Genomic DNA, 1,160 nt, shown 5'->3' with positions numbered 1-1,160 from the left:
ATCCATTGACCGATCCTCAGGCTGTGTAAGAATCCGAAACTCCTTGTTGGGTTTCGGATTTTTTTATGCGTATCGACCAAGCTCTCGACTTCATTCACGCCTGTCCTCCCGGAAAGTTTGAGTCCCTGTCTGACCTGCTGTCACCTGAACTGGTGCAGGCTTGCTTGGCCGAGACGGGCTCCGTCTCCTTGCGCCGACGGCGCATGCCCATGGAGCGGGTGCTATGGGCCATTATCGGGATGTCCTTGTTTCGTCATGTCCCTATGGCCCAGCTGGCCAACCAGCTCGATATCCTGTTACCCGGCGACCGGCCGTTTGTCGTCCCCAGCGCCTTCATCCAGGCGCGCCAAAAACTGGCTGACCAAGCCGTTCGACAGGTGTTCCAGCAGACCGCCACACTCTGGCATCAGCTGTGTCAGCACCCCACCTGGGCCGGCTTGCAGCTGCTGGCCGTGGACGGGGTGGTCTGGCGCACGCCCGATACTCCGGACAATGCCGGCGCCTTTGCCAAGTCGAAAACCGTCCAGGGGGAGACGCAATATCCCCAGGTCCGCATGTTGTGTCAGATGGAGCTGACCAGTCATCTGCTGACCCAGACAGTGATGGACTCCTGTGCGGTAAACGAGATGGTGTTGGCAGAGCAACTGATTGAAAAAACACCCGATAATAGCCTGACCCTGTTCGATAAGGGCTTCTACTCACTGGGGTTACTCCATGCCTGGCAACGCCAGGGCGTAGCGCGTCACTGGCTTATTCCGCTGAAAAAGGGGGCTCAATACGAGGTCATCCGCAAGCTGGGGCGGCAGGATGTGCTGGTACGCCTCAGAGCCAGTCCGCAGGCCAAGAAGAAGTGGAGCGAGTTGCCGGAGCAGTTCGAAGCCCGGCTGCTGACCCGGACGGTAAACGGCAAGGAGCGGCAGGTGCTGACCTCGCTCACCGACCCGCTGCGCTTCCCGGCCAGCGAGTTGATGGAGCTATACCAGAATCGCTGGGAAATCGAGCTGGGCTATCGGGAGATGAAACATAGCCTGCAACAGCACCGGCTGACGCTGCGCAGCAAGAAACCCGATGGAGTAAGGCAGGAGCTATGGGGCTTGGTATTGGCCTATAACCTACTGAGATATCAGATGGTTAGGATGGCGGCGAGCTTAAAGGGCTAT

The 1,160-nt window shown here is 58.5% G+C and carries 1 protein-coding gene; it reads left to right on the top strand.

Annotated elements, in window-relative coordinates:
• Positions 1-65: 65 nt before the first annotated feature.
• On the top strand, positions 66-1,160 hold a 1,095-nt coding region (locus tag OKC30_RS20965), incomplete at its 3' end, for an IS4 family transposase (protein WP_270670624.1).

The sequence above is a fragment of the Aeromonas sp. QDB18 genome (genome assembly GCF_027705325.1).
Taxonomy (GTDB): Bacteria; Pseudomonadota; Gammaproteobacteria; order Enterobacterales; family Aeromonadaceae; genus Aeromonas; species Aeromonas caviae.
Note: the sequence above shows the minus strand (reverse complement) of the source record. Positions and strands in the feature narration are given on the sequence as shown.